General features: G+C 61.0%; 24 protein-coding genes and 1 pseudogene. 15 read left to right on the top strand and 10 right to left on the bottom strand.

What is annotated here, in order from left to right:
* Window positions 1-177: 177 nt before the first annotated feature.
* Both D109_RS1000000135185 and D109_RS1000000135180 read left to right on the top strand, forming a co-directional pair.
* Window positions 178-1,209: pseudogene (locus tag D109_RS1000000135185) on the top strand (cache domain-containing protein); the annotation flags it as partial.
* Between the two features lie 93 nt (window positions 1,210-1,302).
* Window positions 1,303-2,067: a methyl-accepting chemotaxis protein gene (locus tag D109_RS1000000135180; protein ID WP_371103563.1), complete on the top strand. Its 765-nt coding sequence runs from the start codon at window positions 1,303-1,305 to the stop codon at window positions 2,065-2,067.
* 10 nt (window positions 2,068-2,077) lie between these two features.
* On the opposite strand, the gene D109_RS0103265 is transcribed toward D109_RS1000000135180, so the two are convergent.
* Window positions 2,078-2,278: a hypothetical protein gene (locus tag D109_RS0103265; RefSeq protein ID WP_017475659.1), complete on the bottom strand. Its 201-nt coding sequence runs from the start codon at window positions 2,276-2,278 to the stop codon at window positions 2,078-2,080.
* A gap of 85 nt (window positions 2,279-2,363) precedes the next feature.
* On the bottom strand, window positions 2,364-3,212 hold the full coding sequence (purU, locus tag D109_RS0103260; protein ID WP_017475658.1) for a formyltetrahydrofolate deformylase: 849 nt from the start codon (window positions 3,210-3,212) through the stop codon (window positions 2,364-2,366).
* Between the two features lie 350 nt (window positions 3,213-3,562).
* Here purU and mvaT point away from each other — a divergent pair, with 350 nt between their 5' ends.
* Window positions 3,563-3,937: a histone-like nucleoid-structuring protein MvaT gene (mvaT, locus tag D109_RS0103255; RefSeq protein WP_005790963.1), complete on the top strand. Its 375-nt coding sequence runs from the start codon at window positions 3,563-3,565 to the stop codon at window positions 3,935-3,937.
* Window positions 3,938-4,027: 90 nt separating this feature from the next.
* Here mvaT and sbcB read toward each other — a convergent pair whose 3' ends face one another.
* Window positions 4,028-5,455 (bottom strand): exodeoxyribonuclease I, encoded by a 1,428-nt coding sequence (gene sbcB, locus D109_RS0103250; protein ID WP_017475657.1) that lies wholly within the window; start codon window positions 5,453-5,455, stop codon window positions 4,028-4,030.
* Window positions 5,456-5,646: 191 nt separating this feature from the next.
* On the opposite strand from sbcB, the gene D109_RS0103245 reads away from it, so the two are divergent.
* The 6 genes from D109_RS0103245 to D109_RS0103220 are packed head-to-tail and all read left to right on the top strand — an operon-like array spanning window position 5,647 to window position 12,302.
* Window positions 5,647-6,339 (top strand): RDD family protein, encoded by a 693-nt coding sequence (locus D109_RS0103245; protein WP_017475656.1) that lies wholly within the window; start codon window positions 5,647-5,649, stop codon window positions 6,337-6,339.
* Entirely contained in the window at window positions 6,336-7,316 is a 981-nt protein-coding gene (locus D109_RS0103240; RefSeq protein ID WP_017475655.1) for a stage II sporulation protein M, read from the top strand. The genes D109_RS0103245 and D109_RS0103240 overlap by 4 nt, the downstream gene beginning before the upstream one ends.
* Window positions 7,303-8,832: a DUF4129 domain-containing protein gene (locus D109_RS0103235; RefSeq protein ID WP_017475654.1), complete on the top strand. Its 1,530-nt coding sequence runs from the start codon at window positions 7,303-7,305 to the stop codon at window positions 8,830-8,832. The genes D109_RS0103240 and D109_RS0103235 overlap by 14 nt, the downstream gene beginning before the upstream one ends.
* On the top strand, window positions 8,829-9,986 hold the full coding sequence (locus D109_RS0103230; RefSeq protein WP_017475653.1) for a DUF4350 domain-containing protein: 1,158 nt from the start codon (window positions 8,829-8,831) through the stop codon (window positions 9,984-9,986). The genes D109_RS0103235 and D109_RS0103230 overlap by 4 nt, the downstream gene beginning before the upstream one ends.
* Entirely contained in the window at window positions 9,983-10,963 is a 981-nt protein-coding gene (locus D109_RS0103225; protein ID WP_017475652.1) for a MoxR family ATPase, read from the top strand. The genes D109_RS0103230 and D109_RS0103225 overlap by 4 nt, the downstream gene beginning before the upstream one ends.
* A gap of 7 nt (window positions 10,964-10,970) precedes the next feature.
* Entirely contained in the window at window positions 10,971-12,302 is a 1,332-nt protein-coding gene (locus tag D109_RS0103220) for a DUF58 domain-containing protein (protein WP_017475651.1), read from the top strand.
* Between the two features lie 17 nt (window positions 12,303-12,319).
* Here D109_RS0103220 and D109_RS0103215 read toward each other — a convergent pair whose 3' ends face one another.
* Together D109_RS0103215 and D109_RS0103210 are read right to left on the bottom strand one after the other, a co-directional pair.
* The gene (locus D109_RS0103215; protein ID WP_026077752.1) at window positions 12,320-12,679 is read right to left on the bottom strand and encodes a PilZ domain-containing protein; all 360 of its coding nucleotides are present in this window, start codon (window positions 12,677-12,679) and stop codon (window positions 12,320-12,322) included.
* Between the two features lie 226 nt (window positions 12,680-12,905).
* Window positions 12,906-13,280, bottom strand: coding sequence for a tol-pal system YbgF family protein (locus D109_RS0103210; RefSeq protein WP_017475649.1), 375 nt, complete (start codon window positions 13,278-13,280; stop codon window positions 12,906-12,908).
* Between the two features lie 176 nt (window positions 13,281-13,456).
* Between D109_RS0103210 and pyk the strand changes: the two genes are divergently transcribed.
* On the top strand, window positions 13,457-14,908 hold the full coding sequence (gene pyk / locus D109_RS0103205) for a pyruvate kinase (protein WP_017475648.1): 1,452 nt from the start codon (window positions 13,457-13,459) through the stop codon (window positions 14,906-14,908).
* A gap of 196 nt (window positions 14,909-15,104) precedes the next feature.
* Here pyk and D109_RS0103200 read toward each other — a convergent pair whose 3' ends face one another.
* Both D109_RS0103200 and D109_RS0103195 read right to left on the bottom strand, forming a co-directional pair.
* Entirely contained in the window at window positions 15,105-15,854 is a 750-nt protein-coding gene (locus D109_RS0103200; protein WP_017475647.1) for an enoyl-CoA hydratase-related protein, read from the bottom strand.
* Window positions 15,855-15,884: 30 nt separating this feature from the next.
* Window positions 15,885-16,817, bottom strand: coding sequence for an iron-sulfur-binding ferredoxin reductase (locus D109_RS0103195; RefSeq protein WP_017475646.1), 933 nt, complete (start codon window positions 16,815-16,817; stop codon window positions 15,885-15,887).
* 298 nt (window positions 16,818-17,115) lie between these two features.
* On the opposite strand from D109_RS0103195, the gene D109_RS0103190 reads away from it, so the two are divergent.
* From D109_RS0103190 to D109_RS0103175, 4 genes are all read left to right on the top strand, one after another.
* Entirely contained in the window at window positions 17,116-18,639 is a 1,524-nt protein-coding gene (locus D109_RS0103190; protein ID WP_003214142.1) for a fumarate hydratase, read from the top strand.
* A gap of 229 nt (window positions 18,640-18,868) precedes the next feature.
* Window positions 18,869-20,635, top strand: coding sequence for an ATP-binding protein (locus D109_RS0103185; RefSeq protein ID WP_017475645.1), 1,767 nt, complete (start codon window positions 18,869-18,871; stop codon window positions 20,633-20,635).
* A complete protein-coding gene (locus tag D109_RS0103180) occupies window positions 20,629-21,960 on the top strand; it encodes a sigma-54 dependent transcriptional regulator (protein ID WP_017475644.1) in 1,332 nt (443 codons plus the stop codon). Before D109_RS0103185 ends, D109_RS0103180 begins: the two co-directional genes overlap by 7 nt.
* A 289-nt stretch (window positions 21,961-22,249) precedes the next feature.
* Window positions 22,250-23,569, top strand: coding sequence for an MFS transporter (locus D109_RS0103175; protein WP_017475643.1), 1,320 nt, complete (start codon window positions 22,250-22,252; stop codon window positions 23,567-23,569).
* A gap of 63 nt (window positions 23,570-23,632) precedes the next feature.
* Here the strand turns inward: D109_RS0103175 and D109_RS0103170 are convergent, their stop codons facing one another.
* Entirely contained in the window at window positions 23,633-24,388 is a 756-nt protein-coding gene (locus D109_RS0103170; RefSeq protein WP_017475642.1) for a membrane protein, read from the bottom strand.
* A 196-nt stretch (window positions 24,389-24,584) separates the two neighbouring features.
* Between D109_RS0103170 and D109_RS0103165 the strand changes: the two genes are divergently transcribed.
* On the top strand, window positions 24,585-25,217 hold the full coding sequence (locus D109_RS0103165) for a flavin reductase family protein (protein WP_017475641.1): 633 nt from the start codon (window positions 24,585-24,587) through the stop codon (window positions 25,215-25,217).
* A 140-nt stretch (window positions 25,218-25,357) separates the two neighbouring features.
* On the opposite strand, the gene D109_RS0103160 is transcribed toward D109_RS0103165, so the two are convergent.
* Window positions 25,358-25,606 carry a hypothetical protein gene (locus D109_RS0103160; RefSeq protein WP_017475640.1) on the bottom strand — a complete coding sequence of 83 codons (249 nt, stop codon included), beginning with the start codon at window positions 25,604-25,606 and terminating at the stop codon, window positions 25,358-25,360.
* Window positions 25,607-25,649: 43 nt separating this feature from the next.
* On the bottom strand, window positions 25,650-25,991 hold the full coding sequence (locus tag D109_RS0103155; protein WP_003214130.1) for an antibiotic biosynthesis monooxygenase family protein: 342 nt from the start codon (window positions 25,989-25,991) through the stop codon (window positions 25,650-25,652).
* Between the last annotated feature and the right edge of the window lie 162 nt (window positions 25,992-26,153).

Below are 26,153 nucleotides of genomic sequence, written 5' to 3'. Positions count from 1 at the left end.
TTTAGCACGCCGTGGTCGATACAGTTAAAGCGAGAGACCCAGAAAGTCTTAGAAAAAACGGGCCGGATAATTCCTGCAGGAGTAGATGGAAATATCACACTTTTTTTGACGCAGCCATTTTGCGCGCCCCAAAAGGACGTGCATCGGATATTAAGACCATAGCGGACCCCACAAGCCATGAATAAAAATCTGCGTTTCAGCCATAAAATCCTGCTTGCCGCCGCTCTTATCGTCATTGCCGCCTTTGCGTTGTTCACCCTCTACAACGACTACTTGCAGCGTAATGCGATTCGCGACGATCTGAACAATTACCTGCATGAAATGGGTGATGTCACCGCCAGCAATATCCAGACCTGGCTCGCCGGGCGCATTGTGCTGATCGAAAGCGCCGCGCAGAACATCGCCATCAACCCGGATTCAACTAACGTCGCCAACCTGCTGGAACAGAAAGCCCTGACGTCTTCGTTCATGGCCACCTACCTGGGCGACAGCAAAGGCGGTTTCGTGATCCGCCCCGACACCAAGATGCCCGACGGCTTCGACCCGCGTGTACGCCCCTGGTACAAGGGCGCACAGGGCAGCAACGGCTCCACCCTGACCGAACCCTACATTGACGCGGCTACCGGCCAGTTGATCATCTCGATTGCCACCCCCAGCAGCAAAGCCGGGCAGAGTGTTGGCGTGGTGGGCGGCGACCTGAGCCTGCAAACCCTGGTGGACAACATCGGTGCCCTGAACTTCGGCGGCATGGGGTATGCCTTCCTGGTCAGCGCCGACGGCAAAGTGCTGGTGCACCCGGACAAAAGCCTGGTGATGAAAGCCCTGGCTGACGTCTATCCAAAAAACACCCCGAAGATCAGCAGCGATTTCAGTGAAGTCGAAGTCGACGGCAAAACCCGCATCGTCACCTTTACCCCGATCAAGGGCCTGCCCTCGGTGAACTGGTACCTCGGCCTGTCGGTAGATAAAGACAAATCCTTCGCCATGCTCAGTGAGTTCCGCACCTCGGCGATCATTGCCACGTTCATCGCGGTGGTGATCATCATCGCCCTGCTGGGTATGCTGATCCGCATCCTCCTGCAGCCATTGCACGTCATGACCCGCGCCATGGAAGACATCGCCGACGGCGAAGGCGACCTGACCCGCCGCCTGACCATCCAGAACCACGACGAATTCGGCGTGCTCGGTACCGCGTTCAATCGCTTCGTGGAGCGGATTCACACCTCGATTCGCGAAGTGTCCTCGGCCACCGAGCACGTCAATGAAGTGGCCCTGCGGGTGGTCAGCGCCTCCAACTCCTCGATGGTTAATTCCGACGAGCAGGCCAACCGCACCAACAGCGTCGCCGCCGCCATCAACGAACTGGGGGCCGCCGCCCAGGAAATCGCCCGCAACGCCGCACAGGCCTCCAACCAGGCCAGCGATGCCCGACAACTGGCCGAAGACGGGCAGCAGGTGGTGGAGCGCAATATCAAGGCGATGACCCAGTTGTCGCAGATGATCAGCGCCTCCAGCACCAATATCGAAGCGCTTAACAGCAAGACGGTGAACATCGGGCAGATCCTGGAAGTGATCACCAGCATTTCCCAGCAAACCAACCTGTTGGCCCTCAACGCGGCGATTGAAGCCGCACGGGCCGGGGAAGCCGGTCGCGGGTTCGCGGTAGTGGCCGATGAAGTGCGCAACCTGGCACACCGCACCCAGGAATCGGCGCAGCAAGTGCAGAAGATGATCGAGGAGCTGCAAGTGGGCGCGCGGGATTCGGTCAGCACCATGAGCGAAAGCCAGCGTCACAGTCAGGACAGCGTGGAAATCGCCAACCTGGCGGGCGAGCGCCTGAACAGCGTGACCCAGCGCATCGGCGAGATTGACGGGATGAACCAGTCGGTGGCCACCGCTACCGAGGAACAGACCTCGGTGGTGGAGTCGATCAACATGGACATCACCGAGATCAATACCCTCAATCAGGAAGGTGTGGAGAACCTGCAATCGACGTTGCGCGCCTGTTCCGACCTGGAACAGCAGGCAGCGCGCTTGAAACAACTGGTGGGCAGTTTCCGGATCTGATGCAACGGCGTCAGTGGCGGCCTTGTGCAGGGGCTGACGCCTTTTCTTCCGGCGATTCGGACGTGTCCTGCAGTTGTTCCCACAACTCGGCGGCGCCTGGAAACTCGGTGCCGTCTTCACTGCTCAAGTCATCCGGGTCATATCGACTCAAACAACCCTCTCCCAGCGTCGCAGGGGCTTTGGACGTGGCTTTATCAAGTGGATCGCTCATTCTCCAATCCTCTCCCGTGGCCAAAAAAAAGGGCCTGCAGCGATTTAACGCCCAGGCCCCTCATTCTTCAATCAGAACACTTCGATCAGAACACGACCGTCTTGTTGCCGTGCACCAGCACCCGGTCTTCCAGGTGATAGCGCAGGCCGCGGGCCAGCACCATCTTCTCGACGTCACGGCCAAAACGGACCATGTCTTCGATGCTGTCGCTATGGCTGACACGCACAACGTCCTGTTCGATGATCGGACCTGCGTCCAACTCTTCGGTGACGTAGTGGCACGTAGCGCCGATCAGCTTTACACCGCGCAGGGACGCTTGATGATACGGCTTGGCGCCCACAAACGACGGCAGGAAACTGTGGTGAATGTTGATCACCTTGCCGGCGTACTCACTGCACAGTTCCGGCGGCAGGATCTGCATGTAGCGCGCCAGCACCACGACGTCTGCGTCGTGGTGCTTGACCAGGCGCGAGACCTCGGCGAAAGCCGGCTCCTTGTCCTGCGGGTTGACCGGGACATGGTAGTAAGGGATACCGTGCCACTCGACCATGCTGCGCAGGTCGTCATGGTTGGAAATCACGCAGGAGATTTCGCAGTCCAGTTCGTCGCTGTGCCAGCGGTGCAGCAAGTCTGCCAGGCAGTGGGACTCACGGCTGGCCATCAGGACCACGCGCTTTTTCTGTTCCGTGTCGGTGATGCGCCAGGTCATCGAGAACTCTTCAGCGATCGGCGCAAATGCCTCGCGAAATGCCTCTAGACCAAAGGGCAGCGTATCGGCACGAATTTCGTGACGCATGAAGAACCAGCCGCTGAGATTGTCCGAGTGATGGCTCGCTTCGGTGATCCAGCCGTTATGGGAAGCCAGAAAGTTACTGACCTTGGCAACGATGCCAACCCGGTCCGGGCAAGCAATCACCAGCCGAAAAGTGCGCATTAGGGGGAAACTCCAGAACTTCACAAAGGCCGCCATTCTAGCGATTGCGCACAAAAACTGCAGTATTCCTCTACGCTTATTCTGATCACACGACCCCACCCTGCCCCTTAATAGCGTAAGGTTTTACCCACTATATGTGTGCTATCCCATGGACTCAGGCAGTAAGCCAGGACTTAACGAGAGTATCTTTAGGCCTTAACCCTTACTAATTAACTCAATTCCACCCTTTTGCCACAAACAACCAAAGTAAATTACATAAATGCGGCCTTAAATGTTTACTTGAGCAAACTGTCTGACTATTATTGGGCCACTATCCCTTTTCACCCAGCGCCCTACATAAGGTAGTCACCATGTCCCTGATCAACGAATACCGTGCCACCGAAGAAGCTATCAAAGAGCTGCAAGCCCGTTTGAAGAACCTGTCCCAAGACGACAAACTGCAAACCGAGCTGGAATTCGAAGGCAAATTGCGCACCCTGATGGGCGAATACTCCAAATCCCTGCGTGACATCATCGCGCTGCTGGATCCAGAGTCGAAAGTTAAAGCTCCACGTGGTGCCGTAAAAACTACCGGCACCAAGCGTGCACGTAAGGTTAAACAATACAAAAACCCGCATAACGGCGAAGTGATTGAAACCAAAGGTGGCAACCACAAGACGCTGAAAGAGTGGAAAGCCAAGTGGGGCGGCGACGTGGTTGAAGGCTGGGCTACCCTGCTGGGCTAAGCCTCACCAGGACGCCGCGTGATACGCAACGCAATAAAAAACGCCAGCTAGCTGGCGTTTTTTATTGTCCGTATTTTTCCTGCGTGCCGATTACAGGCTCATTCGTGCGGCTAAAGAGTCAACATACTCCTGCCACTCATCAAGCACCTGCTGCTGAAACGGTGTAGCACTAACAGCCAACTCAAGACGTGCCTGTTTAAAAGCTTCAAGGGTGTTTGGCGCCCCCCATTGAGGGTCTGACAAACGTTGCTGACAGAAAACTCTCCAGCGTTGTTGCTCCTCACTATTCAAGGTGTCAGGGAAGTTACGCGCGCGATAGCGAAATAATAATTCAGGTAAACGCTCATCATCGAAAGGCCATTGCTGGCGCGCTAGTTGCGCAGGCTCGGAGACTCTCACTTGCTCACATAAACGTCGATCACGATCCCCGATAAAACCATCGTATAGCTGCTGCTCGGGATCAGCGCTTGGCGCAAAATCTTCCTCGGCATAAACCAGTGCTAATTTATCGCGCCATAGTTCCTGTGCGTCGCTTAGCCGCAGGGCCCGCGCCTCACACTCATCCATATCCAGTTGCAGACGCTCGCGGTCTTGTGCCCGAAGCACACTCAACGGTGCGACTACCGGGCAGCGATTGATGTGCAACAATTTGAGCGGTACCGGCAACTCACCTTCGGCAAGGTCATCACGACGGGTATATAAGCGCCGGCGCAAGGTATCGGCGTCCTCGTCCAACAGCCCTTGGGGATCGAGCCCAAGGTCACAGACGATCAACGCATTGCGATTGCGCGGATGCCAGGCCAGCGGCAACACCACGCCCAGGTAATGACGCTCGGCAGAAAAGCGACCGGAAATGTGCACCATCGGCTGCAACAAACGAATCTGGTCCATCACCCGTTGCTTGCTGCGCAGTTGAAACAGCCAGTCATAGAGCTTGGGTTGCTTCTCGCGGATCAACCGCGCCAGGGCGATGGTGGCGCGCACATCGGACAAGGCGTCGTGGGCCTGGCCGTGGTCGATACCGTTGGCGGCCGTCAATCGCTCAAGCTTGAGGGTGACACGCCCGTCCTGTTCCGGCCAGACGATCCCGTCCGGGCGCAGGGCGTAGGCGGTGCGTACTACGTCGATCAGGTCCCAGCGGCTGTTACCGCCCTGCCACTCTCGGGCATAGGGATCAAAAAAGTTGCGGTACAGACTGTAGCGCGTCATCTCGTCGTCAAAACGCAAGGTGTTGTAGCCAGCCCCGCAGGTGCCCGGGGCGGCCAGTTCGGCGTGTACCCGGGTCATGAAGTCGGCTTCGGCCAAGCCTTTTTCCGCCAGCACCCCAGGCGTGATGCCGGTAATCGCGCACGCCGCCGGGTGCGGCAGGATATCGTCGCTGGGCTGGCAATAAAGATTGACCGGCGCCCCGACTTCGTTGAGTTCAAGGTCAGTGCGAATGCCGGCTACCTGCAGTGGGCGGTCGGTACGCGGGTTGATGCCGGTGGTTTCATAGTCGTACCAGAAAATGGTGGTCACGGGCTATTCCTGTGCTGAAGACCGGCAAAGTCTAGGCGCTTGACGGCACCGGGGGCCAGCGCTGTGTTCACTGTACAAACATTCAGTAAATCGTTGAGTGGTTGCTTCCACCGTCGACACTGCTAGCATCCGTCTTTCCAACCCCGCCGCTGCCGCCCACAGGCGCCAGCGCAGCACTGCCAAGGACCGCGATGCCATCTGCGCCACTGGATACCCGCTACCAGATCGAGACCCCGGAGGGCATCGACCTGCCCCTGCGCCCGGCCGGCCTGCTGGTCCGCTCGCTAGCATTTGCGTTCGACCTGGGGTTGCGCGGCCTGATTCTCGGCATCCTGTTCATCGCCCTGGCGTTTCTCGGAAACCTGGGCATCGGCCTGGGCTCGCTGCTGCTGTTCCTCGTCAGTTGGTGGTACATGGTGCTGTTCGAAGTGCTCAACCAGGGCTGCTCACCCGGCAAGCAGATCATGGGCTTGCGGGTGGTGCAGGACGACGGTACGCCCATCGGCTGGTCCGCCTCGCTGATCCGCAACCTGCTGCGCTTTGTCGACATGTTGCCGTTCGGCTACTTCCTCGGCGCCATCAGTTGCCTGCAACACCCCAACTTCAAACGCCTGGGAGACCTGGCGGCCGGGACCCTGGTGATCTATCGCGAACAACCACTTTCCCGTCCGCAAGTGCCGCAAGCCCCGGCGCTGCGTCTGCCGTTCGCCCTGGAGCTGAACGAACAACGGGCGATTCTCAGCTTCGCCGAACGCCAGGGCGAACTGTCCGCCGAACGAGTCAACGAACTGGCCGCGATCCTGGCCACTCCCCTGCAGGTTTCCCCTGCCCGCGCCGTCGCGGAACTGAACGGCGTGGCTCGCGGATTATTGGGGCCAGCATGAAGCAGAGTCTTTTCGAAAGCCGCCACCAGGCACAATGGCAAGCCTTTGCCACGCAACTGACGCAGCTTGAAAAGGGCAAAGCCAAGCGTGCTGACTTCACCGACTTCCCTCATCAGTACCGGCAGTTGTGCCAGCATCTGGCGCTGGCCCAGGAACGTGGCTACAGCAGTTATCTGGTTGATCCATTGCAGCAGCTTGCCTTGCGCGGCCATCAACAGCTGTATCGGCATCGCAGCCAGTTGAGCGCAAACGTACTGAGCTTCCTGCTGGCCGACTTCCCCAGGCTGGTTCGCGCGCAATGGCCATTCGTGTTGGTCGCCAGCCTGCTGTTCTTTGGCAGCCTGATCGGCATCGTGTTGCTGGTGTACCTGTACCCAGACCTGATCTACAGCATCGTCAGCCCCCAACAAGTGGCTGAGATGCAAAGCATGTACGACCCGGATGCCAGCCGTCTGGGCCGGGCAGCCGAACGTGCCTCCAGCGAAGACTGGATGATGTTTGGCTACTACGTGATGCACAACATCGGCATCGCGTTCCAGACCTTTGCCGCCGGGCTGTTGTTCGGCCTGGGCAGCGTGTTTTTCCTGTTCTTCAACGGCCTGATCATTGGTGCCGTTGCCGGGCACCTGACACAAATCGGCTACGGCCAGACCTTCTGGTCATTCGTGATTGGCCATGGCGCCTTCGAACTCAGCGCCATCGCCCTGGCTGGCGCGGCCGGCCTGCAACTGGGGTGGTCCTTGATTGCGCCGGGGCAACTGACGAGAGGTGAATCCCTGCGACTGGCCGCGCGTAAAAGCGTGCAAATGATTTGCGGTGTGATGGTGTTCCTGCTGATCGCCGCGTTTATCGAGGCGTACTGGTCTTCTACCACTGCGGTGGCGCCGTGGATCAAGTACCTGGTGGGCGCCGCCCTCTGGTTGCTGATGGCCGCCTACCTGCTGTTTGCCGGACGGAACCGCCATGCGCCTGAGTGATGCCAGCGTCGTGATTCGCCCGCGTACCTCGTGGGAAGCCATGGACCTCGGCATCCTGCTGGCCCGCGAACATCGGCTGCTGCTGATGAGCAGTTGGGCCCTCGTGAGTTTACCGATCTTCGCGTTGCTCAGCGTGCTGCTGTGGAATCATCCCTCCACCGCGCTGTTGCTGTTTTGGTGGTTGAAACCGGCATTCGACCGCCTGCCACTGTATATCCTGTCCAAGGCCCTGTTCGGCGAAACACCCAGCCTGAAACAAGCCCTGCGTCACTCGCCACGCCTGCTCAAGGGCCAACTGCTGGCCAGCCTGACCTGGCGACGTTTCAGCCTGAGCCGCAGTTTCGTGATGCCGGTGGTCCAGCTCGAAGGCCTGAAAGGCCAGGCGCGCCAACAACGTCTTGGTGTACTGCAACAACGCAACGCCGGCGCTGCGCGCTGGCTGACCCTGATCGGGGTGCACCTGGAAATCGCCCTGTGGTTCGGGTTGATGGCCGTGTTCTATTTTTTCCTGCCCCAGGAGGTCGAGCGGGATTGGGACTGGCAACAGCTGGTGCTCACCGCGGGGCACGACTGGCTCTGGCTCGAACACCTGACCAACGCCTTCTATGCGCTGATCCTGGTGTTCTGGGAGCCTATCTATGTGGCCTGCGGTTTCAGCCTGTACCTGAACCGCCGTACCGTGCTGGAAGCCTGGGACCTGGAACTGGTATTCCGCCGGCTGCGCCAGCGCTTGAGCGGCGTTGCGCCGTTACTGCTGCTGGTGATCGGGCTGGTACTGGTTCCGGCGCCCCCATCGGCATGGGCCGATGAACCGGCACCCCAAAAGCCCCTGAGTACACAATCGGCCAGTCAGTCGATCAAGGCGCTGTTGGAGCAGCCACCGTTCAAAAACGCCGAGACCGTCACCCGCTACCGCTTCGGCGAAGAAAAAGCGGCGGATAAAAACAAAACGAAAGGTGAAGGCAACTTGCCGGCCTGGCTGGAAGCATTGCTGAAAAACCTCAACAGTGATTCGTTCAAGCACATCGCGAAGGGCCTTGAAGTGCTGCTCTGGGGATTGCTGGTGGGTGGCCTGGCACTGGTGATCTGGCGCTATCGCGACTGGCTGCATGCCTTTGTCAGCCGCCGCAGCCCCCGCAAGCCCAAGGCTGCCAAACCCGCCCCCTCGCAGTTGTTCGGTCTCGAACTGGGGGCAGATACCCTGCCCGAAGACATCGCCAGCACCGCCGAACAGCTCTGGGCAACGCAGCCCCGGGAAGCCCTCGGTTTACTTTACCGTGGGTTGCTCAGCCGCCTGCTGCACGACTTCAACCTGCCGCTGAAAAGCGCCGACACGGAAGGCCAGGTCCTTGAGCGTATCCGCCAACTGCAACAACCGCAGTTGCTGGCGTTCAGCGACGAACTGACCCGCTACTGGCAAAACCTTGCCTACGGCCACCGCCTGCCGCCTGCCTTGGCGCAACAACAGCTATGCAGCCGTTGGCGAGCGCTGTTCGGCCCGGGAGCTGCGCAATGAACCGGCCATTGCTGTGGGTCGGACTGCTCGTGGCGTGCCTGCTCGCAGCAGGCGGTTTTTATGCCTGGCACAAGGCGATCCCATATCAGGAGGTGGTCGACCGCGGCCCTTCGCCCGAAGCCCTCGCCAACCCTTACCTGGCGGCGGAACACTTTCTGCGCCAGCAAGGCCTGGTGGTGGAACACGCCAACAGCCTGGAACGGCTGGCCAGTCTTTCGCCCAAAGGCAACAGCCTGCTGTTGCTGGGCGAGCGCAGTAGCATGAGCCCACCGCAGGTCGAGCAATTGCTGCAATGGACCCGGGCTGGCGGCCACCTGCTGCTGGTCGCCGAAGCGCTGTGGGATGAGGACACCGGCAAAAGTGGTGACCTGCTGCTGGACCGCGTGCAGATACACCAATCCTTCAGCGAAGCGTTCGACGCTCCAGCACCGGCGCGTAAAAAGAGAACGCCGGACCTGACCAAACTCTACGTGGACAACGAAACGGCCCCGGCCTATTTCAGCTTCGACACCGACTTCAATCTCACCGACCCCAGGCACCTGGCGCAATTCTCGGCCAACAGTGCCAAGTCGACGCACCTGATGCAGGTCAACCTCGGGCAAGGCCGTGTGACGGTGGTCACCGACAGCGACCTGTGGAAAAGCCCGGCCATTGGCCAATACGATAACGCCTGGCTGCTCTGGTACCTGAGCCAGGGGACACAGGTCACACTGCTGTTCAACACGCATGTCGAGGATCTGTTCAGCCTATTGCTGCGCTATTTCCCCCAGGCCCTGGTGGCACTTGCCGCATTGATCGCCCTCGGGTTATGGCACGCCAGCCTGCGCCAGGGCCCGATCCGGCAACCCGCCCCCAAGGCACGCCGGCAATTGCAGGAACATCTGAAAGCCAGTGCCGACTTCCTGCTGCGCCGCAGCGGCCAAAACAGCTTGTTGCAAGCCTTGCAGCGCGACATCCAACGCACTGCAAGGCGCCGTCACCCCGGGTTCGAACACCTCGACACCGCCGAACAATCACGGGTGCTTGAACGCCTGACCCGCCAACCCTCCCTCGTCATCAGCCAGGCCCTCGGCCCACTCCCGGCAAAACGGCTCTCCAGTGCCGATTTCAGCCGCCAGGTGGCTAGCCTGCAAACCCTCAGGAATGCCCTATGAGCGAATTTCCAGCCGCAGACCCGATTCAGCGCGCCAGCCAACTGGCCCAGGCCTTGCGCGTCGAACTGCGCAAGGCGGTCATCGGCCAGGAGCAGGTGATCGATGACGTGCTCACGGCGTTGATCGCCGGTGGCCACGTACTGCTTGAAGGTGTTCCTGGCCTGGGCAAAACCTTGCTGGTACGAGCCCTGGCGCGCTGTTTTGGTGGAGAGTTCGCACGTATCCAGTTCACACCGGATTTGATGCCCAGCGACGTGACCGGCCATGCCGTGTACGACCTGCATACCGAGCAGTTCAAGCTGCGCAAGGGGCCGTTGTTTACCAACCTGCTGTTGGCTGACGAGATCAACCGCGCCCCGGCGAAAACCCAGGCGGCGTTGCTGGAAGCCATGCAGGAACGCCAGGTAACCCTTGAAGGCGAGGCGCTGCCCATCGGCCAACCGTTCATGGTACTGGCCACCCAGAACCCCATCGAGCAGGAAGGCACTTACCCGTTACCCGAGGCCGAACTGGATCGCTTCATGCTCAAGGTGCGCATGGACTACCCCGAGGCGCAGCAGGAACTGGACATGGTGCGCGAAGTCACCCGTTCGTCCCGGGCCGACATGCTCGACGTGCAACCCCTGCGAACGGTGCTGCACGCCGAAGATGTGTTGCAGTTGCAACAGATCGCCAGTGAACTGGCGCTGGATGAACAAGTACTCGACTACGCCGTGCGCCTGGCCCGCACCACCCGCAGTTGGCCGGGCCTGACCATCGGCGCGGGCCCGCGGGCCTCCATCGCCCTGGTGCGCGGCGCCCGGGCCCGGGCCTTGCTGCGTGGGGGCGAGTTCGTTACCCCGGACGACATCAAGGGCTGCGCCCTGGCAGTGCTGCGCCATCGGGTGCGCATTGCCCCGGAGCTGGATATCGACGGGCTGGAAGTCGACCAGGTGCTCAAGCAACTGCTGGACCAAGTCCCGGCGCCACGGCAATGACACGCCCATGAGACCGACCCGCCTGCTATTGATCTGGCTCGGTGTGCTGCTGGGCCTGAGTGTCCTGCTCGGCGCACTGGGGGCGCTGCAGATCAAGGTGCCAGACACCCTGCACGCCGTGACGTGGGGCCTGCTGCTGGCCCTGTTGTTACTGGCCCTGCTGGATGCCGGCCGTTTGCACCGCCGGCCATCCCCACGCGTGCGACGGCAGATGCCCGGGAGCCTGGCGCTGGGTCGCTGGGGCGAGGTGCGGGTGACGCTGGACCACGACTATCCCCAGCCAATGGTGGTCCAGGTATTCGATCATGTACCGGACGGTTTGACGGTGGAGAACCTGCCACAATCCATCGAACTGCTGCCCGCAGAGCAGAGTGAATTGGGTTACCGGTTGAAACCCCAAAGGCGCGGGCATTTCAGTTTTACCCGGTGCGAAGTCCACCTTCCCAGCCCTCTGGGGTTGTGGTCGGCACGGCGGTTGATAGACGTCAGCGATGCCACCCGGGTCTACCCGGACTTCGCGCGCCTGTATGGCGCGCAGCTGCTGGCGGTGGACAACTGGCTCAACCAGCTTGGCGTACGTCAGCGCCAACGGCGCGGGCTGGGCCTGGAATTTCATCAACTGCGCGAGTTTCGCGAGGGCGACAGCCTGCGCCAGATCGACTGGAAAGCCACCGCACGGCAACGCACGCCCATTGCCCGGGAGTACCAGGACGAGCGCGACCAGCAGATCATGTTCATGCTCGATTGTGGCCGGCGTATGCGCAGCCAGGACGCCGACCTGTCGCACTTCGACCATGCCCTCAATGCTTGTCTGCTGCTCAGCTATGTCGCCCTGCGCCAGGGTGATGCCGTGGGGCTCTGCACCTTTGCCTGCGACCAGCCGCGCTACCTGGCGCCGGTCAAGGGCAGCGGCCAGCTCAACCTGCTGCTGAATGCGGTGTATGACCCGGACACTTCCCGGCGTACGGCCGATTACCAGGCCGCCGCCAGCCAGCTGCTGGCCCGGCAGAAACGCCGCTCGTTGGTGATCGTCGTGACCAATTTGCGCGATGAGGATGATGAAGAACTATTGAGCGCTGTTAAACGCCTCAGTCGCCAGCACCGTGTCCTGGTTGCCAGCCTGCGGGAAGAGGTCCTTGACCAGTTACGCCAGGCCCCCGTGCAAACCCTGCCCGAAGCCTTGGCCTATTGCGGGAATGTCGACTATCTCAACACCCGGGACGAACTCCATGACCGCTTGAACGCCCACGGCCTGTCGCTGCTGGACACACTGCCTTCAGAACTGGGAGCCGCCCTGGTGACCCGTTACCTGGGCTGGAAAAAAGCCGGCGTGCTATGAATGTTGGCGCACGGCGCCTAGGCAGAGGCCTGCAAGGGATCAAAGCTGAAGTAACTCAACAGTGCGTTGATCACCTCTCCATATTCGGCGGGCGCCTGGGACACACTGAACCCGGAGTCGTAATGCCTGGGGTTTATGTCCTCATGGCACCACAGGCAGGTCGCCGTGAGGTCTACCGCCTGTACCTGGCCCTCAGGCCCCGGGATCTTCAAGCGCAGCTCGAACTCCACGTCGACCATCATGGGCAATTGGCTGATCAACATCAGCCCCTGCGCGGAGACATTGCCCAAATAGCCAATGGGCTTGTCCGTCAGGCGATTGAACACTTGAAGAAAGCAAGGTAACTGATGCCGCTCGATCCGTCGGGAAGTAAACATGATGAGGTCGCCATCCAATGGCCATGTTTGTGGCCGCTCCAGTGATTCGAAACGAGCCCAAAGGCCCGCTCTCCCCGGATATCGGTGCGACAATCGCAAACGCGTTGCCACTTCTACAACTGCCAAATCCGGGTATTCCATCCGTTTGAATAGAAACTTATACAAACTGACCTTCAAAGATTAGCCCAAGACTGGCAACGAGCCAGCTATGGCCTGACAAATATCATCACAACGACGCGGGACGCGGCTGGGCGGCGCTCGCACCGGGGTAATGCCCCAGTTGCTGCAGGGTGTCCAGGCGAGCGCGGGCACGGAAAGCGTACTCGCTCGCCGGGTACTGGCTGATGATGAACTGATAGGTTTGCGCCGCATCGACGAACAGTTTCTCGCGCTCCAGGCACTGCCCGCGCAGCATCGAGACTTCCGGCTGCACATAGCGCCGGGAACGGCTCTCACGGTCGACCTGGGACAACTCAAGGGTGACCCGCTGGCAATCGCCGACGCCATAGGCGCGGTACGCGTTGTTCAAATGATGGTCCATCGACCAACGGGTGCAGCCGACAACACTGACGGCCAGGGCAGCAATGATCACGATTCGCATGGGGGTTCTCCTGTCTTGTGCAGTGTATCGACCCTTCATCGAAAATCTTCAAGGTTGTTCATCTGTTCATGCAGAGTTGAAAACAAGCGAATCATCGATAAGTAGTGCAAACGAACAATGACTACAACCAAAGAGCATAGTAGCCTTCCTCAGCGCTTGAACTCAGGAGTCCGTGCATGTCCGTCCGTCGTACCAAAATCGTCGCCACCCTTGGCCCGGCCAGTAACTCGCCGGAAGTCCTCGAACAGCTGATTCTGGCTGGCCTGGACGTTGCCCGTCTGAACTTCTCCCACGGCACCCCAGACGAGCACAAGGCTCGCGCCAAGCTGGTGCGTGACCTGGCCGCCAAGCATGGCCGCTTCGTTGCATTGCTGGGTGACCTGCAAGGCCCGAAAATCCGTATCGCCAAATTCACCAACAAGCGGATCGAGCTGAAGATCGGTGACCAGTTCACTTTCTCCACCAGCCATCCCCTGACCGAAGGCAACCAGCAAGTCGTGGGTATCGACTACCCGGACCTGGTGAAAGACTGCGGCGTCGGCGACGAACTGCTGCTGGACGACGGCCGTGTGGTAATGCGCGTCGACACCGCCACCCCGACCGAACTGAATTGCACCGTGATTATCGGCGGCCCGCTGTCGGACCACAAAGGCATCAACCGTCGCGGCGGTGGCCTGACTGCCCCGGCCCTGACTGAAAAAGACAAGGCCGACATCAAGCTCGCCGCCGAAATGGAAGTGGACTACCTCGCGGTATCCTTCCCGCGCGACGCCGCCGACATGGAATACGCCCGTAAACTGCGCGACGAAGCCGGCGGTACTGCCTGGCTGGTGGCGAAGATCGAACGCGCCGAAGCCGTGGCCGATGACGAAACCCTCGACGGCCTGATCAAGGCGTCCGACGCCGTGATGGTTGCCCGTGGCGACCTCGGCGTGGAAATCGGCGACGCCGAGCTGATCGGTATCCAGAAGAAAATCATCCTGCACGCACGTCGCCACAATAAAGCGGTGATCGTTGCGACCCAGATGATGGAGTCGATGATCCAGAATCCGATGCCGACCCGTGCCGAAGTGTCCGACGTGGCCAACGCCGTGCTCGACTACACCGACGCCGTAATGCTCTCGGCTGAAAGTGCGGCTGGCCCGTACCCGCTGGAAGCCGTGCAGGCCATGGCACGCATCTGCGTCGGCGCTGAAAAGCACCCGACCAGCAAGACCTCCAGCCACCGTATCGGCAAGGTCTTCGAAAGCTGCGACCAGAGCATCGCGCTCGCCGCCATGTACACCGCCAACCACTTCCCGGGCGTGAAAGCGATCATCGCCTTGACCGAAAGTGGCTATACGCCGTTGATCATGTCGCGCATCCGTTCTTCGATCCCGATCTACGCATTCTCCCCGCACCGCGAAACCCAAGCCCGCGCGGCCATGTTCCGTGGTGTCTACACCGTACCGTTCGACCCGGCATCGCTGCCGCCTGAGCAAGTCAGCCAGGCCGCGATCGACGAGTTGCTCAAGCGCGGTGTTGTGGAGAAAGGCGACTGGGTCATCCTGACCAAGGGCGACAGCTACCACACCATCGGCGGCACCAACGGCATGAAGATCCTGCACGTTGGCGACCCAATGGTCTGAGTGACACGCTGAAAAACAAAAGCCCCGCCCTGTGAATGGCGGGGCTTTTTGCATTCCAGATTGGCTTGTGTATTGGCTTTACTGGCCTCTTCGCGAGCAAGCCCGCTCCCACATTTAACCGCGTACATTCTGAAGAAATGCGGTCGAATGTGGGAGCGGGCTTGCTCGAGAAGACGTCCGAACAGTCAACGCCCATTCATCGCCGAACGATAAACGCCGACAACGCCGCAATCGCCTCCGGTGACTTCAACCGCTGGGTAAACAACGCCCCCTCCTCCTCGATCACCCTGCGCAACTGCTCGCGATCGACGCTTTTCATCAGATGCTTGCTGACCTGCACCGCACCCGGCGCCAGGGTCTCAAACCGTCCAGCGACTTCCCGCGCCTTGGCCAGGGCTGATTCGCCGCTGCCCAATGCCTCAGTGGCAATGCCCCAAGCGGCAGCCTGCTCACCGGTAAAGCCTTCACCCAGCAGCAACAACTCCGCCGCCTTGGCATGCCCCAGCAAGCGCGGCAGGATCAAGCTGGAACCAAACTCCGGACACAACCCCAGGTTGACGAACGGCATGCGCAACCGTGCATCCCGGCTGACATACACCAGGTCACAATGCAGCAGCAGCGTCGTACCAATCCCCACCGCCACCCCCGCCACGGCCGCAATCACCGGCTTGCGGCAATTGAGCAAGCTGCGCATGAAGTGAAACACCGGAGTGTCGAGATCAGCCGGCGGTTGTTCAAGGAAGTCGCCAATATCGTTACCGGCGGTGAAACACTCACTGCTGCCCTGGATCAACACGGCGTTGACGCGGGTATCGGCATCCGCCTGCTCCAGTGCTTCGGCCAGTTGGCTGTACATGGCGCGGGTCAGGGCGTTTTTCTTGTCCGGGCGGTTGAGCTGCAGGATCAGCAACCCGCGTTCGCGTTGCTGCAGGATGGCATCGGTCATGGCAAATCTCGCGGCTGGAAAATTCAGCGCTCAACCACGGGGCAGGAACACATCGGCCAGCAGTTGATTGCGCGGCAGTCCGGCCAGGAACAGGCGCTTGGAGAAGGCCTCGACGCTGGCAGGGTGCCCGCAGAGTAAGGCCAGAGTTTGCCGGGAAACAAGCCGCAGTTGCGCCAAAGCGTCAGTCGACCCGGCCGCCGTCCATAGCTCAACCGTCACGTTCGGATGCGCCGCAGCCAACTGCGCCAGTGGCTCGGCCAGATAATGACCGTCAGCGTCATGGGCCAGATGAATGACCCGGATGGCGCCTTGGTGATCCTGGCGCAAGGCCTCACGTAGCACGCCCCACAAGGGGCCAAGTCCGGTGCCCGAGGCCAGCAGCCAGAGCGGCCGGGATTGCCAGTCGGGGTCGTACTGCAACGCCCCGCCCCGCAGTTCGCCCAAGCGCAGACTGTCACCGGCCTTGAACTGGCGGGCGGCGTCGCTGAACTCGCCGGGCAGGCGGCAATCGATGTGAAATTCGAGAAACGGATCGTCCTGGGGCAGGCTGGCCAATGAGTACGGCCGCGCAATGCTGCCCGCCCACAGCACCAGATGCTGCCCCGCCCGGTAGCGCAAGCCGCGCTCGGGGTGCAGCCGCAGGCGCAATACGCTCGAGGTCAACCAATCGACGCTCTGGACCGTCGCCGGCAGTCCATCACGCAGCGGGTCAAAGGCTTCGATCTGCAAGTCACCCGTCACCTGGCACTGGCAAGCCAGGCGCCAGCCGTCCTGGCGTTGCGCCAGGCTCAGGGCATCCGGTTGATTGTCCTGAAGGGCACCCTGGCAACGCACCAGGCAGGCATGGCAGCTACCGGCGCGGCAGCTGTAGGGCACGGCCACACCTGCCTGATTCAGGGCATCCAGCAAGTTGCTGCCGGCGGCTACCGACCAGTGGCGTTCGCCGACGTGAAGTTCAGGCATAAAACTCTTCAACTGTAGGAGCGAGCTTGCTCGCGAAGGTCGCTAACGATAACGCGGGCGGCCTGACGAAACCCACCAGATTCACGTTTTTCGCGAGCAAGCTCGCTCCTACAGTGAACCGGGACCGGCATTCATGACCATAGTCGGGTGTATCGGCCACCGCGGCGGGTTATACTGCCGCGCCTTTTTAGCGTCGCGCCTGCACCACTTTGGCGTGCCTTGGAAAGGTGGCTTCAGCCGACCGATGCAACACTGACGCCACCTTTATTGAATGTTCCCTTATAGAGGAGCGCGACTCATGACCGTGATCAAGCAAGACGACCTGATTCAGAGCGTTGCCGACGCCCTGCAATTCATTTCCTATTACCATCCCGTTGACTTCATCCAGGCGATGCACGAGGCCTACCTTCGCGAAGAGTCGCCAGCGGCCCGTGACTCCATGGCACAGATCCTGATCAACTCGCGCATGTGTGCCACCGGCCACCGCCCGATCTGCCAGGACACCGGGATTGTCACCGTATTCGTACGTGTCGGCATGGACGTGCGCTGGGATGGCGCCACCATGAGCCTGGACGACATGATCAACCAAGGCGTGCGCCAGGCGTACAATCTGCCGGAAAACGTGCTGCGGGCCTCGATCCTCGCCGACCCGGCCGGTGCGCGTAAAAACACCAAGGACAACACCCCTGCCGTGATCCACTACTCCATCGTCCCGGGTAACACCGTGGAAGTGGACGTGGCCGCCAAAGGCGGTGGTTCCGAGAACAAGTCGAAAATGGCCATGCTCAACCCGTCCGACTCGATCGTCGACTGGGTGCTGAAGACCGTTCCGACCATGGGCGCCGGCTGGTGCCCACCGGGCATGCTCGGCATTGGCATCGGCGGCACCGCCGAGAAGGCCGCCGTGATGGCCAAGGAAGTGTTGATGGAATCCATCGACATCCACGAGCTGAAGAAGCGCGGCCCGTCCAACCGCATCGAAGAGATGCGCCTGGAGCTGTTCGAGAAGGTCAACCAACTGGGCATCGGCGCCCAGGGCCTGGGTGGCCTGACCACCGTACTCGACGTGAAAATCATGGACTACCCGACCCACGCGGCCTCGCTGCCGGTGTGCATGATCCCCAACTGCGCCGCCACCCGTCACGCGCACTTCGTACTCGACGGCTCGGGCCCTGCGTCGCTGGAAGCACCACCGCTGGACGCCTACCCGGAAATCGTCTGGGAAGCCGGCCCGTCGGCCCGTCGCGTCAACCTCGACACCCTGACCCCGGAAGACGTACAGAGCTGGAAGCCGGGCGAAACCGTACTGCTCAACGGCAAGATGCTCACCGGTCGCGACGCAGCGCACAAGCGCATGGTCGAGATGCTGAACAAGGGCGAAACCCTGCCGGTGGACCTCAAGGGTCGCTTCATCTACTACGTCGGCCCGGTTGATCCGGTACGCGAAGAAGTGGTGGGGCCTGCCGGTCCGACCACCGCCACGCGGATGGACAAGTTCACCCGCCAGATCCTCGAGCAAACCGGCCTGTTGGGCATGATCGGCAAATCCGAGCGCGGTCCGACCGCTATCGAAGCGATCAAGGACCACAAAGCGGTTTACCTGATGGCAGTGGGCGGCGCGGCTTACCTGGTGGCCCAAGCCATCAAGAAATCCCGCGTCGTGGCGTTCGCCGAGCTGGGTATGGAAGCGATCTACGAGTTCGACGTGAAAGACATGCCGGTTACCGTTGCAGTGGATAGCAAGGGCGAGTCGGTACACATCACCGGTCCTGCCATCTGGCAGAAAAAGATCAGTGAAAGCCTGGCGGTAGAGGTGCAGTAAGCCTTCCCCTGCAGGATGAAAGGCGACCACTACGGTCGCCTTTTTTTGTGCCATGCACCTCTCACTGTGGCGAGGGAGCTTGCTCCCGCTGGACCGGGCTGGCGCTCCAGTGCGCAGCGCTCCCATTTTTGGGGCCGCTACGCGCCCCAGCGGGAGCAAGCTCCCTCGCCACAATAGCCATGCGCTGCGTGCTATGGTGCTCGCCCCTAATTGCACTGTTCATCTTCGTATGATTGCGATTCCCCGCCCGCTGCGTTTGACCTTCTACTCCTTGCTGATCATCGCCGGCGCGGTCCTGGCTGCCGCCCTGGCTACCCGCCACGCCGAACGCCTGGCCCTGGTGGATGACGCTGCCCGCGCCAATCAGCAGCTCATGCTCTATGGCAACTCACTGCACACCCTGATCGAACGTTACCGCGCCCTGCCCGCGGTACTGGCCCTGGACTCGGAAATGATCAGCGCCTTGAAGGGCCCGCTGGACACCGCCACCCAGGATTTGCTCAACCGCAAGCTGGAGCGCATCAATGGCGCCGCCCAGTCCTCGACCCTGGAACTGATGGACCGCAACGGCCTGGCCGTGGCCGCCAGCAACTGGAACCTGCCCAGCAGTTATGTGGGGCACAACTACGCGTTTCGTCCCTATTTCAGCCAAACCTTGAGCCAGGGCACCGGGCGGTTTTATGCGGTGGGGGTGACCACCGGGATTCCGGGGTATTTCCTCTCCAGCGCGGTGGTCGGCGAGAACGAACAATTCCTCGGCGCCATGGTGGTCAAGCTGGAGTTCCCGGAACTGGAACGCGAGTGGGCTCAGGGCAATGACCTGCTGCTGGTCAGCGATGCGCGGGGTATTGTGTTTATCGCCAACCAGCCGGGCTGGCGCTACCGCGCGCTGCGTCCGTTGTCGGACAGCGACCACGCCGAACTCAAGGCCACTCGCCAATACGACAAGAAACAGCTGCTGCCGCTGGACGCTGAAGCGTTGCAGCGCTTTGACGAGAACAGCCACCTGATGCGCGTCGATGGCCCCGATGGCAAGGCCAACTACATCTGGGAATCCCTGCCGCTGAAAGCCGAAGGCTGGACCCTGCACCTGTTGCGCAAACCACAGGTTGCCGTTGAGGACCAACGCAACGCTGGCCTCGCCGCCGCCGGTTCGTGGCTGGCGCTGGTGTTCCTGGTGCTGTTCCTGACCCAGCGCTGGCGCCTCGCCCGCCTGCGCCAGCGCAGCCGTGAAGAACTTGAACAGTTGGTGGAGGAACGCACCCGCGCCCTGCGCACCGCCCAGGATGGTTTGGTGCAGTCCGCCAAACTGGCGGCGCTGGGGCAAATGTCCGCGGCCCTGGCCCACGAAATCAACCAGCCATTGACCGCCCAGCGCATGCAGTTGGCGACCCTGCGGCTGCTGCTGGATCACGGCCGGGTGGACGACGCCTACCAGGCCCTCACCCCGCTGGATGACATGCTCACGCGCATGGCCGCCCTCACCGGCCACCTCAAGACCTTCGCCCGCAAGAGCCCCAGCGGCCTGCGCGAACGTCTCGACCTGGCCACGGTGGTGGACCAGTCCCTGCACTTGCTCGACGCGCGCCTGCGGGACGAAGCCATCGGCACCGTCCTCGATTTGACCCGCCCGGCCTGGGTACGCGGCGACGCGATCCGCCTGGAACAGGTGCTGATCAACCTGCTGCGCAACGCACTCGACGCCATGGCCGACAAGCCGCGCAAACGCCTGGAAATCCGCCTGCATGCCGATCAACAGCTGTGGTGCCTGACCGTCAGCGACAGCGGCGGCGGGATTGCCGAGGAACACCTCAACAGCGTGTTCGACCCGTTCTTCACCACCAAGCCTGTGGGCGACGGGCTCGGTTTGGGGCTCGCCGTGTCGTACGCTATCGTCCACGAACTCGGCGGTCGCCTGAGCGCCGGCAATCACGGTGACGGGGCGATCTTTACCCTGACCTTGCCTATCGCGCTGGAGACGCCAGACCTATGTTGAACGCGGTGATTGTGGTCGATGACGAAGCCAGCATTCGCACGGCCGTCGAGCAATGGCTGAGCCTGTCGGGCTTTGAGGTGCAGTTGTTCGGCCGCGCCGAAGAATGCCTGGCGCAATTGCCCAGGGACTTTCCCGGGGTGATCCTGAGTGACGTGCGCATGCCCGGCCTCAGTGGCCTGGAGTTGCTGGCTGAAGTGCAGCGGCGCGACGCCGACCTGCCGGTGATTCTGCTCACCGGCCACGGCGATGTGCCGATGGCCGTCGAAGCCATGCGCGACGGTGCCTACGACTTCCTCGAAAAACCCTTCAGCCCCGAGGCCCTGCTCAGCAGCCTGCGCCGGGCGCTGGACAAGCGCGGGCTGGTGCTGGAAAACCGCCGCCTGCATCAACAGGCCGATCACCGGGCCCAGTTGGAATCGAGCCTGCTGGGGGTGTCGCGCGGTTTGCAGAACCTGCGCCGGCAAGTGCTGGACCTCGCGGGCTTACCGGTGAATGTGTTGATTCGTGGTGAAACCGGCAGCGGCAAGGAACTGGTCGCCCGTTGCCTGCATGATTTCGGCCCCCGGGCGAAGAAGCCATTTGTGGCGCTGAACTGCGCGGCGATTCCCGAGCAGCTGTTTGAAGCCGAGCTGTTCGGCCATGAAAGTGGCGCGTTTACCGGCGCCCAGGGCAAGCGTATCGGCAAGCTGGAATACGCCGACGGCGGCACCCTGTTTCTCGATGAGATTGAAAGCATGCCCCTGGCCCAGCAGGTGAAACTACTGCGGGTGTTGCAGGAGCAAAAACTGGAACGGCTCGGTTCCAATCAAAGCATCAAGGTGGACTTGCGGATCATCGCTGCCACCAAGCCGGACCTGCTGGACGAAGCCCGCGCTGGGCGTTTCCGTGAGGATTTGGCCTACCGCCTGACCGTCGCGCAACTGCGCCTGCCACCGCTGCGGGAGCGCCGGGAAGACATTCCGCTGCTGTTCGAGCACTTTGCACAAAGCGCCGCCGAACGCCTGGGCCGCAGCTTCGCGCCGTTGAGCGGGCCGGCCCTGGGCCGCCTGCTCAGCCATGACTGGCCGGGTAACGTGCGGGAACTGGCCAACGTCGCTGAACGCCAGGTGCTGGGGCTGGGAGAACCGGAGCCGGAAGGCATCGAAGCCGAAGCCGGGCAATCGTTGGCGGCCCAGCAGGAAGCCTTTGAAGCCCATTGCCTGAAAGCCGCACTGACCCGGCACAAAGGCGATATCAAGGCGGTGCTGGCCGAGCTGCAACTGCCCCGGCGCACATTCAATGAAAAAATGCAGCGCCATGGCCTGGCGCGGGACACGTTCCTCTAAACCGATCATTCCCACGCTCCGCGTGGGAATGCAGCTCTGGACGCTCCGCGTCCGCCCTTAAAATCGTGACGCGGATCGTCACAGGATGCGCGCCCACGCAGAGCGTGGGAGCGATCTTCGTAGGCGGTTTTCCGCTCATCGCCCTTCAATCATCAGCGACTTTCCGCTCAAAAAAATCTCCAAAACCCTCTAGACCGGGCCTTCATCTGTTTGGCACAGCTCCTGCTATAGCCCAGCCAGGCTGCGCTCGGGCGCGCTCCACAAAAACAATTAGATGAAGGATCCTTAAATGGATAACTCCAACTCCCTGCCTCTGGGGTCGGCGGCTGCGCCGGCAAAAGAACGCACCACCTCCAGCCGTATCAGGTCGATCTTCAGCGGATCGGTCGGCAACATGGTCGAGTGGTACGACTGGTACGTCTACGCTGCTTTCTCTCTGTACTTCGCCAAGACCTTTTTCCCGAAAGGCGACACCACCGCCCAACTCCTGAACACCGCCGCGATCTTCGCCGTGGGCTTCCTGATGCGCCCGATCGGTGGCTGGCTGATGGGCCTGTACGCCGACAAGGTCGGGCGTAAAAAGGCCTTGATGGCCTCGGTGTACCTGATGTGCTTCGGCTCGTTGCTGATTGCCCTGAGCCCGGGTTATGAAGCCATCGGTATCGGTGCGCCGATCCTGCTGGTATTCGCCCGCTTACTGCAGGGGCTGTCGGTCGGGGGCGAATACGGCACCTCCGCCACTTACCTCAGCGAGATGGCGACCAAGGAACGTCGTGGCTTCTACTCCAGCTTCCAGTACGTAACCCTGATCTCTGGCCAGCTCATCGCCCTTGGCGTGCTGATCGTGCTGCAACAGACCCTGACTACCGAGCAGCTGTACGACTGGGGCTGGCGTATCCCGTTCGCCATCGGCGCCCTGTTTGCAGTAGTGGCGCTGTACCTGCGTCGTGGCATGGAAGAAACCGAGTCGTTCACCAAGAAAGAAAAAGCCAAGGAAAGCGCGATGCGCACCTTGATGCGCCACCCCAAGGAACTGATGACCGTGGTCGGCCTGACCATGGGCGGTACCCTGGCGTTCTACACCTACACCACCTACATGCAGAAATACCTGGTGAACACCGTCGGCATGAGCATCTCCGACTCCACCACCATTTCGGCCGCCACGCTGTTCCTGTTCATGTGCCTGCAACCCATCATCGGCGGGCTGTCGGACAAGGTTGGCCGCCGGCCAATCCTGATCGCCTTCGGCGTCCTCGGCACGCTGTTCACGGTGCCGATCCTCACCACCCTGCACACCATCCAGACCTGGTGGGGCGCGTTCTTCCTGATCATGGCGGCGCTGATCATCGTCAGCGGCTACACCTCGATCAACGCGGTGGTGAAGGCTGAATTGTTCCCCACCGAAATCCGCGCCCTGGGTGTTGGCTTGCCCTATGCGCTGACCGTGTCGATCTTCGGCGGCACCGCTGAATACATCGCGCTGTGGTTCAAGAGCATCGGCATGGAAACCGGGTACTACTGGTACGTCACCGCGTGTATTGCGGTGTCGCTGCTGGTGTATGTGACCATGAAGGACACCCGCAAGCATTCGCGGATTACCACGGACTAAAGGTTCGGCGGCAATAAAAAAGGGGCCATGTCATTGACTGACATGGCCCCTTTTTTATTGGCCTCAAGACAGCTCGGCAACCGCCTGGCGCCCATACCGACGCTGGGCATAGGCCGCCCCGGCAATCATCACCACCAGCACTGCCGCCAACACCGCCGACGAACCGATGGTGCCAAAGTCCAGCCCACCCTTTTCATGGGGTTTGGTCAGGAAGTCACCCAGGGTGGCGCCGAACGGCCGGGTCAGCACAAACGCCACCCAGAACAACAGCACCGCCGAAATCCGCGTGAAGTATTTCAGCAACACCACCACCGCGATGCTCGCGCCGATCAGCAAGGCGCCACCGGCAAACCCGAGCCCGGAATCATCCGCCAGGAAATCCCCCAGCGCCGTGCCCAGGGTGTTGGAGAACAGGATCGCCATCCAGTAGAACAGCTCACCGCGAAAGGTCTGCACCTTGTTCACGTTCAGCGAATCGCCGCTGATACGCCACAGGGCAAAGATCGCCACCAGGATCGACACCAGAATCATCGACCCCGTGGCATAACCTAGCCCCAGCGTGCGGTCCATAAAGTCGGACATGGTGGTGCCGGCGGTGCTGGTGGACAGGATCACGATCCAGTACAGCACCGGGTTGTAGGTTTTCGACCAGAGTTGCGTCACCAGGGTGACCAGGAACACGCTGATCAGGATCATCGAGCTGATGGCGTAACCGACATTCAAGGTCATCGACAGCAAGTCCCCGGCGGTTTCGCCCAGGGTCGTGGCGCAGATTTTCATGACCCAGAACGCCAGGGTGATCTGAGGAAGTTTGTTCATCGTGCAGAAGGCTCCAAAGGCTCAGTCTTTCAATCGATCGACTTATCAGGGGGTGTCGACCTGGCGCGCAGACTGAACCGGAAGCTGTGAAAAATAGGTGGGGGCTGTATGAAAATTCCATATGGATGATAGAAATCCGCCGCGCTGGATTGCACTATGGTGCCCTCCCCAGAACCGCGCAGCAGGAACCCCGGCCATGTCCGACGATATTCATTTCTACGAACCCGCCAACGGCCACGGCCTGCCCCATGACCCGTTCAACGCCATCGTCGGCCCACGCCCGATTGGCTGGATTTCGTCCCAGGACCGCGAAGGCCGCCTGAACCTGGCGCCCTACAGTTTCTTCAATGCGTTTAACTACATTCCGCCGATCATTGGGTTCTCCAGCGTCGGGCGCAAAGACAGCCTGAACAACATCGAACAGACCGGTGAGTTCGTGTGGAACCTGGCTACCCGCCCGCTGGCCGAGCAGATGAACCAGAGCTGCGCGCCGGTCTCGCCCGAGGTCAACGAGTTTGAATTGTCGGGCCTGACGCCGGTGGCTTCAAAGGTGATCGCCGTGCCTCGCGTGGGTGAGAGCCCGGTGTCGTTCGAGTGCAAGGTGACGCAGATCATTCAGCTGCAGCGCGCCGACAAGGAGCTGGTGCCGAGCTGGCTGGTGCTTGGCGAGGTCGTGGCGGTGCATATCGCCAAGTGGCTGTTGAAAGACGGGGTGTACGACACCGCTGCCGCCGAACCGATCCTGCGTGGAGGCGGCCCGGCGGATTATTTTCAGCTGGGGCCGGAAGCGCTGTTCAAAATGTACCGCCCAGGCGCCGCGAAACGCTGATTGGAATGCGATAAAAATGTGGGAGCGGGCTTGCTCGCGAAGGGGGCGTGTCAGTCAATGCATAGGCCAACTGATCCACCGCATTCGCGAGCAAGCCCGCTCCCACACAAGCCCGCTCCCGCATTTGGATCAGCGGTGTTTTAGTTGGCGGAAGCTGCCCAAGAAAGCTGACCGTCTTCATCTACATTGACCAAGCGCTCCAGTTGCAGAGCTGCAGCATCATCAGCGTCATCAGCGGTCTTGAATTTCTGTCCATCGAGGATCTTGTGAAAGCGCGGTGCGCCCATGCCATCCAGCGCCTTGACGGCGATGGCGGCGCTATAGCCACCCTCTTCTTCACGCACCAAGGCGGAAACGGCTTCGTGGTGGGCAAACTCTTTACGTGCCATGTTGCAGGTCCTGGCCAATGGGAAAGGCGGCCATTCTAAAGCACTAGCCCGCCAGTTGCAGGTACTCGCCATAGGCGTTGGCCGCCGAGGCGTCGGTGAAGGTCTGGAAGTCCATGCTGCGAACCACCATGTCATTCAACAACTCAGTGAAGACCATCAGCGCCGGCGAGCTGAAGTAGGCACTCATCGCCTGCTCGCTGCTCCAGAAGCCCGACACCAACCACACATCCGGGTCGGCCAGGGAGTGCTGCAACGAGAATTGCAAGCAACCCTGAGCCTGGCGGCCCGGTTCGATCAAACTGCTCAAGCGTGCACCCAGTTCGGTGCTGTACCCGGTACGGGCACGGATAAAGGCCATATGGCTCGCGGGAATGGGGGTGGACATGTTCGACTCTCCCGTTGAGAAGTGATGCTCGGCAAGCACTGTGAGGGCGTGTTGCCACAGGATCAAAGATACGGGCGCAGGGGTGGATGCAGCTAGTCGATTCCTGCCGGCTTATTGCACAATCCTGCGAGATGCGCAGAGATAGCAATCGGCCTGTGGGTT

It is taken from the genome of Pseudomonas sp. PAMC 26793 (assembly GCF_000313235.1).
In the GTDB taxonomy this organism is placed as follows: domain Bacteria; phylum Pseudomonadota; class Gammaproteobacteria; order Pseudomonadales; family Pseudomonadaceae; genus Aquipseudomonas; species Aquipseudomonas yamanorum.
Note: the sequence above shows the minus strand (reverse complement) of the source record. Positions and strands in the feature narration are given on the sequence as shown.